Here is a 6,860-nt window from a genome sequence, read left to right on the forward strand (position 1 = left end):
GCCGCCTGCAACGCCCGCTGGTTCGCGCCACTTTCGCCCAGCGCGCTCAGCGCCTCGTCGGTGGCGGACTCCTGCGCCAGCGTTTCGCGCAGCAACGGCACCGCGTCCTTGAGGCCCAGTTGCTCCGCCCAGGCGACCAGCGTGCCGTAGCGGGCTATTTCATAATGCTCGACGGCCTGGGCAGCCGCCACCAGGCCCGCGTCCAGCGCCGGCTCGTCCTCGTACTCCTCGAGGATTTCCGACCCTTCTTCAAGGATGCCGTCGATCGCCGGACAGGTCTTGCCCCTTGCGGCCTTGCCCATCAGTTCGAACACCTGTTCCAGGCGCTCGACCTGTCCCTCCGTTTCCATGCGATGCTTCTCGAAGGCCGCGCTCAGTTCCTTTGACTGGGCTGCCTTCGCCAGCTTGGGCAACGTCTTCAGGATCTTCTTTTCCGCGTAGTAAATGTCCTTCAGGCCGTCCACGAACAGGCTCTCCAGGCCGTTCGCCGCGCCGGACGAATTCTTCCTTGCCATCACTTTGCTCCATCGGTTGATGCGCCTTGAGGGTGCAAAGGAACGGCGCCCGTGAAATCGCAAGCGCCGCTTCCTTGCATCACGATAAGCGTGGCCGGGAACGGATGTTCCCTGCGAAATATTTCGTGAACCCAAGTCGTGGACGGCGCGCGGCGCGCGGGATCACCGGGACGGCTCTCCTGTCGGCAAGTCTCCCGGCGCGCATGCCTAGTCAGCCCGGCTGCAACCGGACGCCGGCTGCGGCGTTTGCTCTTGGCGGTGCACGCAGGATCGGAACCGAATGCTCGAATCCCTGTATCTGAACCTTGGCCAGCACGACGACCTCTCGGAGGCGGAAAAGGAATTGCTGGCGGGTGCCATCTCGACCGAAAGGCATGTCGCCACGGGGCAGGACATCGTTTCGGAAGGCTCGAGACCGACCCACAGCACCCTGATCCTCGACGGCATTGCCGCGCGCTACAAGGTGCTCGAGGATGGCGGCCGGCAGTTCACGTCCTTGCAGGTTCCGGGCGACTTCGTCGACCTTCACGCCTTTCTCCTGAAGACAATGGACCACGGCATCATCGCGCTGTCGCCATGCCGCGTGGCCGCCGCCGAGCACGGCAAGCTGCGCGCCATTACCGAGCAGGCGCCGCATCTGACGCGGCTTTTGTGGCTGGACACGCTCGTCGACGGCGCCATCCACCGGGAGTGGATCGTGGCCATGGGCCGGCGTTCCAAGACATCGCACCTCGCCCACCTCATTTGCGAGCTGTTCGTCCGCCTCCAGGTGGTCAAGCGCACCAGCGGGATGAGCTTCCAGCTTCCCTTGTCGCAAGCGGAGCTTGCCGATGTGCTCGGGCTGTCGGTCGTCCATATGAACAGGGTCATCGGCATGCTGCGCAACATCGGCCTGGTCAGCTGGTCGAGCTATACCGTGACCATCCTCGACTGGGATCTGCTGGTGGAGTTGGCTGAGTTCGACCCCACCTATCTCAGCATGAACCGGGAACCGAGATAGGCGTCACGGCGGATCGCGAAGCACCGACTTCCAGGCGGCGACCGACGCTATGTCGACGGTGACCAGGCCGCCGGCCTTGAACGTCACCCGGCCTCTGTCCTGGTCGACTTCGGTAATGTGACCGGCGATCATTATCGGGTCGCCGGCCTTGGCCCCGGCCGGCGGGTCGATGGCGAAAGGATAGTTGTGGGTCGGGATCCGCACCCGCGCGCGACCGCTGCCGAGCAGCTTCAGGATGGTGGCGTTCACGATCACCTCGTCGCCGATGCTGACGTTCCAGGCCATGGGCGATCAGCCGGGTTTTCTGGGGGCCGCCGACTTGGCGCTGCCCGGCGCCCACAGCTCGTCGAGCATGACGAGCGCGGCGCTCCGGTCGCCGGGCCTCAGCAGCCCTTGCTCTGCCGCGGCCGTCTTGAACGCGTCGAAGGCAACAGCGGGTCGGCAGATCCCTGCGAGTGCGTCGTCCACCAGGCGGACCGCCACGACATAGGTCGCGGCGTCCTTATCCTTCCATGTCCTGGCGAGCGCCTTCTTGGCATCGGCGATGGACGAGACGACCATCGAGCCGCCATCGGCGAACCGGATCGTCAGGGGCAGGAACAGACTCATCGCCGGTCACCAGCCGAACCACTCCCGGGTTCGCCATAGCAATCCGGCGAAGGGCGCGATCGTGAAGGCGACGACGCCCAGGGCCAGAAGGGGACTGCTCGCAAGAACCGGTTTCATCAGACGCCTCCACAAGGTCCCTCATTGCATCGACTACCATCGCGCGCCGGTCGTCGCATTTAACTTTGATATGCCGCGACCGGCGCCGAGGCCCGCGGGCGGCCGGCCCGGTGTTTCGACTTTGCCAACCTTTTCGAGCGGCAGACGTTGTCCTTATCGAAACCAGGAGACGAAGCGATGCTGACGAAATCCGACACATCGAAGGCGGCAGGCAGGCAGCGCCGCGTGCAGCGCAAGGTCGACGCCGATGACCGCCGCAAGGCCAAGGCGAAAGAGCCGGGTGCCATGCAGGCCGGCGCGCGCGAATATCCCGTGCCGCCTTTCCCGAAGCAGCATCATCCAAAACCCGGCGAGGAGTGGGCGATCGAGCCGGCGCCGCTCTACGACGCGCCCTTCTGGCAGGGCTCGAAGAAGCTCGACGGCAAGGTGGCGCTGATCACCGGCGGCGATTCCGGCATCGGTCGTGCCGTGGCGGTGCTGTTCGCGCGCGAGGGCGCCGATATCGCCATCGCCTATCTCAGTGAGGATCGCGACGCCGAGACGACCAAGCGCGCCGTCGAGGCCGAGGGCAGGCGCTGCCTGGCGCTGCGCGGCGATGTCGCCAGGCGCGCCTTCTGCCGCAACGCGGTCGAGCAGACGGTGAAGACATTGGGTGGCCTCGATGTGCTGGTCAACAACGCCGCCTTCCAGATCCATTCGACCGATTTCACCGACCTCACCGAGGAGCATTTCGACACCACGCTGAAGACCAATCTCTACGGCTATTTCCATATGGCGCAGGCAGCCGTGCCGCACATGAAGCCGGGCTCGGCCATCATCAACACCGGTTCGGTCACCGGCATCGAGGGTTCGAAGCATCTGGTCGACTATTCGATGACCAAGGGCGGCATCCACGCCTTCACGCGCGCTCTGTCGGGCAACCTGATCGGCAAGGGCATCCGCGTCAACGCAGTGGCGCCGGGCCCGGTCTGGACGCCGCTCAACCCTTCGGAAAAGGAGGCCGAGGACGTTTCCCAGTTCGGCGCCAAGACGCCGATGAAGCGGCCGGCGCAACCGGAAGAGATCGCGCCAGCCTATGTGTTCCTCGCTTCGCCGCAATGCTCCAGCTACATCACCGGCGAAATCCTGCCGATTGTCGGCGGCTATTGAGAGGAGGCTTGTCAGAGGTGGGGGTAGGGGGCCTAACCCTTGCGCTTGCCTTCGGACGGGGCCCTCACGCCGGCCTGCGCCTCGCGCATCATCTTCAGCGCTTCGTCGCGGGTCAGGCCGCATTTGCGGGCGAAGTAGGCAGCCTCATAGGCCTCGGCCGCGGAGGCGGGCGAGATCGCGGAAAGCATAGGTCTCGATTTCTTCTTGGCCATCGGTTCACGGCACCACTTCGTTTAGTCAGCTAATATAGCACCTTTGTTTGCCAAGGAAAATTTCTGCTATTTGCCGAACTGTTCCTAGGCGAACGCGCCGATGCCCCGGGGGTTCCCTGGAAAAAGCGACGCATCTCGGCGCCCGGCGCCGGGGAGAGATGGCTGCCGCCGGCGGCCCGGTCGCATGGAGGCAGCGGGCCGGTAAAGTGGCCTGAACCTTGAAGGATTTTGAAACGTAATTATATCAATGACTAAGCGTGCTCTGCACGCGAAACGTAGTGCTTTGGTCAAGCTTCATCTTCATGGAGGTTGTCTATGGCAATGATGATGGAAGGAAAGAGGGGCCAGGATTGGATCAATCTGGTCCTTGCGATCTGCCTGTTCATCTCCCCCTGGATCATCGGCTTCGCCGCTGAGACGATGCCCGCGTGGAACGCCTGGATTGTTGGCGTTGCGCTCGGCGCGTTGGCTTTGGCGACGCTTTCGGTGTTCGCGGAGTGGGAGGAATGGGTGAATCTCGTCCTCGGGCTTTGGCTGATCGTTTCACCCTGGCTGCTGGGCTTCATGGCAAACGCCAACGCGATGGCGACCCATGTTATCCTCGGCATTCTGGTGGTTGCCGTATCGGCCTGGGCGGTCTGGGATGTCCATCATCCGCACGCGCATGCGTGACGGGTGATTAACTGGGAGCCCGCCGCGCAAGCGGCGAGCTCCTTAAAGCAATTCCAGGAAAAGTGTGCAGCGGTTTTCCGTCCGGAATTGCGTAAAAGAGAAGCAATTCCAGCAATATCGGAGCATTGGCTGAACCGGCGGCTGCGGGCGCATCACGAATTGCTGCAACCGGAAAGCTTTTCGTGCATTCTTGGGAATGGCTTCGATGCTCCACCCGGAAGCGCCCGCGAAATGCTGCTCCTATTGCGGCGGCCGCGACCACAATTTCGAGGACTGCCCGAAGCGCAAGGCCGATGCCGAGAAGCAGAAAGAGGAGGCGCGCGCAGAGTTGGATCGCGCGCGCGAAAAATCTCCATCGAACTGATCGCGTCGGCGTCGTCATCTGATCATGGCATCGCCGCGTTACGGCGCGGTGGCGATTGTGCCGGCTGGTTCGCGCCGGCGCGATGTGGTATTCACCGCGCCTTTTTGGCGACGGGGAACGGCCGTGATTACCGGCAAGGATCTCATCCAGTGGGGTTTCAAGCCTGGGAAATGGTTTCCCGGGGCGATCGCCGATGCCCAGCGCATGGAGGGCGAGGGCAGGTCGCAGGACGAGATATTCGCCCATCTCCAGACGCTCATGCCGGTCGAGATGATGCCGCGCACCAACGCGCTGCCGTTCGGCGTTTTCCTCGAACCCGAAAATGATGTCGAGCGAGACAATCTTGGGCTGGTCGTGGAAGCGATGGACGCGCTTCTGCGTACGCCGACCGTAGTGTCAGGTGTCGTCATGCCTGACGCATGTCCGGCCGGCACCATTCCGGTAGGCGGCGTCGTGGCGACCAGGAACGCCATCCATCCCGGCTTCCATTCGGCCGACATCTGCTGCTCGATGGCCATCACCGTCTTCAAGCGCAACGACGACCCGAAGAAAATCCTCGACGCCGCCTTCGAGATCACCCATTTCGGTCCCGGCGGCCGCAAGGACCAGCGCGGCTGGGCGATGCCCGCCGAGCTTTCGGCGCGCTTCAAGGCCAACCGGTTCCTCTCCGACGTGACAGCGATCGGCGACAGCAATCTCGGCACGCAGGGCGACGGCAACCACTTCCTCTATGTCGGGCATCTGCGCTCGACCGGACAGCCGGCGATCGTCACCCATCACGGCTCGCGCGGCCCGGGCGCCATGCTCTACAAGCGCGGCATGGCGGTTGCCCGCCGGCATACCGCGATCGTCTCGCCGAAGACGCCGCCGGGTGCCGCCTGGATCGAGGCCGACACGCCGGACGGCCGGGCCTATTGGGACGCGTTGCAGGTCATTCGCGAATGGACCAAGCAGAACCATTTCCGCATCCATGACCGCATCCAGGCCAAGCTCGGCAACCAGATCGCCGACCGCTTCTGGAACGAGCATAATTTCGTCTTCCGGCGCGACGACGGGCTTTTCTACCACGCTAAGGGGGCGACGCCGTCCTTCGACGGCTTTTCGCCGGACGATGACGGCCGCACGCTGATCCCGATGAACATGAGCGAGCCGATCCTGATCGCCGGCCATGCCGACAAGAAGCCGGCGCTCGGCTTTTCACCGCACGGCGCCGGCCGCAACATGAGCCGCACGCGCTATCTGCGCGAGGTGATCGGCAGCCGCGACTTCGACGATGTGGTGAAGGCCGAGACGAACGGGCTCGACATCCGCTTCTGGCTCGGCACGCCGGACCTGTCGGAACTGCCGGCGGCCTACAAGAGCGCGAGCCAGGTGGTCGGCCAGATCGAGCGGCACCGCCTTGCAACGATCGACGACTTCGTCGACCCTTACGGCTCGATCATGGCGGGCGACTGGCAGAAAGACATGCCCTGGCGGGACAGGAGGTGAGTGGCTCGTGAGTGCCTGCGGCCATCCTCCGGTGCCCCGGAGGCGGTAGCGATGACTTCAGCACCCCGTGCGCTTCGCCGCCTTGCTCAGGTCATCGTTCGTCGGCTTCCGCCAACTAGGCCCCTGCCGTCTCCCTTTGCACCTCGCTAGCGAAAGCCGCCAGCAGTTCCATTCCCTCGGCCCAATCACCAAGTCCGCTGTCGCCATTGATGTGGCCGAGTGTGCCGGCAACATGCAGGCCGCTTCCCCATTGCGCGGCCTTTGTCCCGGCATACTCCAGCGAGCCATAGGGATCGTCGCTGCTGGCGACGATGAGCGAGGGGAAGCGAAGCCGCCCTGCCGGCGTGCCCGCGAAGCTTCGTGCCGAGGCCGGAAAGGCCTCGCTTGCCGGGTCGGGAACCGCGACCAGGAAAGCCCCGGCGACCGCACGCCGCGAGACCTGCTGCCAATGCGCGACGAGCAGGCAGCCGAGGCTGTGGGCAATCAGGACGGGCGGGGCATTCGCCGCCGCCACCGCAGCGTCGAGGGCGCCGATCCAGTCGTCGAGGTCCGGCTGCTCCCAACTCGCCGGGCTGAAGCGGCGCATCGCTGGGTTCGCCCGCTGCCAGCGCGTCTGCCAGTGTGCTTCGCCCGAGCCGCCAATGCCGGGCACGATGATGAATTCGCTCATGGACCGCCTTTCCTGCCGATGCAATACCGGCAATTCTAGGCCTTCCTCTGGCCGAGGGAATGAG

10 protein-coding genes are annotated in these 6,860 nt (G+C 64.3%); 5 read left to right on the top strand and 5 right to left on the bottom strand.

All coding sequences use genetic code 11. The annotated features are described in order from the left end of the window. Window positions 1-515: ferritin-like domain-containing protein (locus EN745_RS26085; RefSeq protein ID WP_145992136.1), on the bottom strand; the 515-nt coding region annotated here is incomplete at its 3' end. A gap of 280 nt (window positions 516-795) precedes the next feature. On the opposite strand from EN745_RS26085, the gene EN745_RS26090 reads away from it, so the two are divergent. Beyond that, window positions 796-1,515, top strand: coding sequence for a Crp/Fnr family transcriptional regulator (locus tag EN745_RS26090; protein ID WP_126055223.1), 720 nt, complete (start codon window positions 796-798; stop codon window positions 1,513-1,515). 3 nt (window positions 1,516-1,518) lie between these two features. Here the strand turns inward: EN745_RS26090 and EN745_RS26095 are convergent, their stop codons facing one another. Then, window positions 1,519-1,800 carry a hypothetical protein gene (locus tag EN745_RS26095; protein WP_126055222.1) on the bottom strand — a complete coding sequence of 94 codons (282 nt, stop codon included), beginning with the start codon at window positions 1,798-1,800 and terminating at the stop codon, window positions 1,519-1,521. A gap of 6 nt (window positions 1,801-1,806) precedes the next feature. Further along, the gene (locus tag EN745_RS26100) at window positions 1,807-2,124 is read right to left on the bottom strand and encodes a DUF982 domain-containing protein (RefSeq protein ID WP_126055221.1); all 318 of its coding nucleotides are present in this window, start codon (window positions 2,122-2,124) and stop codon (window positions 1,807-1,809) included. A 294-nt stretch (window positions 2,125-2,418) separates the two neighbouring features. Here EN745_RS26100 and EN745_RS26105 point away from each other — a divergent pair, with 294 nt between their 5' ends. After that, the gene (locus tag EN745_RS26105) at window positions 2,419-3,390 is read left to right on the top strand and encodes an SDR family oxidoreductase (RefSeq protein ID WP_127422603.1); all 972 of its coding nucleotides are present in this window, start codon (window positions 2,419-2,421) and stop codon (window positions 3,388-3,390) included. 32 nt (window positions 3,391-3,422) lie between these two features. On the opposite strand, the gene EN745_RS36320 is transcribed toward EN745_RS26105, so the two are convergent. Then, window positions 3,423-3,578: a hypothetical protein gene (locus EN745_RS36320; protein ID WP_245487839.1), complete on the bottom strand. Its 156-nt coding sequence runs from the start codon at window positions 3,576-3,578 to the stop codon at window positions 3,423-3,425. Window positions 3,579-3,917: 339 nt separating this feature from the next. Here EN745_RS36320 and EN745_RS26110 point away from each other — a divergent pair, with 339 nt between their 5' ends. The 3 genes from EN745_RS26110 to EN745_RS26115 all read left to right on the top strand — a co-directional run bounded on the left by EN745_RS26110 (window position 3,918) and on the right by EN745_RS26115 (window position 6,126). Further along, the gene (locus EN745_RS26110) at window positions 3,918-4,274 is read left to right on the top strand and encodes an SPW repeat protein (RefSeq protein ID WP_127400061.1); all 357 of its coding nucleotides are present in this window, start codon (window positions 3,918-3,920) and stop codon (window positions 4,272-4,274) included. Between the two features lie 205 nt (window positions 4,275-4,479). Beyond that, the gene (locus EN745_RS36325; RefSeq protein WP_189363165.1) at window positions 4,480-4,638 is read left to right on the top strand and encodes a hypothetical protein; all 159 of its coding nucleotides are present in this window, start codon (window positions 4,480-4,482) and stop codon (window positions 4,636-4,638) included. Window positions 4,639-4,761: 123 nt separating this feature from the next. After that, window positions 4,762-6,126, top strand: a complete 1,365-nt coding sequence (locus EN745_RS26115; protein WP_245487840.1) for an RtcB family protein — start codon at window positions 4,762-4,764, stop codon at window positions 6,124-6,126. Between the two features lie 115 nt (window positions 6,127-6,241). On the opposite strand, the gene EN745_RS26120 is transcribed toward EN745_RS26115, so the two are convergent. After that, a complete protein-coding gene (locus EN745_RS26120; RefSeq protein ID WP_126055216.1) occupies window positions 6,242-6,796 on the bottom strand; it encodes an alpha/beta hydrolase in 555 nt (184 codons plus the stop codon). Window positions 6,797-6,860 lie beyond the last annotated feature (64 nt).

It is taken from the genome of Mesorhizobium sp. M4A.F.Ca.ET.022.05.2.1 (assembly GCF_003998845.1).
Classification (GTDB): Bacteria; Pseudomonadota; Alphaproteobacteria; order Rhizobiales; family Rhizobiaceae; genus Mesorhizobium.

What these genes read in the sequence shown, in the direction of transcription:
- EN745_RS26090 (WP_126055223.1), top strand. Translation starts at nt 796, where the DNA reads ATGCTCGAATCCCTGTATCTGAACCTTGGCCAGCACGACGACCTCTCG.
- EN745_RS26095 (WP_126055222.1), bottom strand. Translation starts at nt 1,800, where the DNA reads ATGGCCTGGAACGTCAGCATCGGCGACGAGGTGATCGTGAACGCCACC.
- EN745_RS26100 (WP_126055221.1), bottom strand. Translation starts at nt 2,124, where the DNA reads ATGAGTCTGTTCCTGCCCCTGACGATCCGGTTCGCCGATGGCGGCTCG.
- EN745_RS26105 (WP_127422603.1), top strand. Translation starts at nt 2,419, where the DNA reads ATGCTGACGAAATCCGACACATCGAAGGCGGCAGGCAGGCAGCGCCGC.
- EN745_RS36320 (WP_245487839.1), bottom strand. Translation starts at nt 3,578, where the DNA reads ATGCTTTCCGCGATCTCGCCCGCCTCCGCGGCCGAGGCCTATGAGGCT.
- EN745_RS26110 (WP_127400061.1), top strand. Translation starts at nt 3,918, where the DNA reads ATGGCAATGATGATGGAAGGAAAGAGGGGCCAGGATTGGATCAATCTG.
- EN745_RS36325 (WP_189363165.1), top strand. Translation starts at nt 4,480, where the DNA reads ATGCTCCACCCGGAAGCGCCCGCGAAATGCTGCTCCTATTGCGGCGGC.
- EN745_RS26120 (WP_126055216.1), bottom strand. Translation starts at nt 6,796, where the DNA reads ATGAGCGAATTCATCATCGTGCCCGGCATTGGCGGCTCGGGCGAAGCA.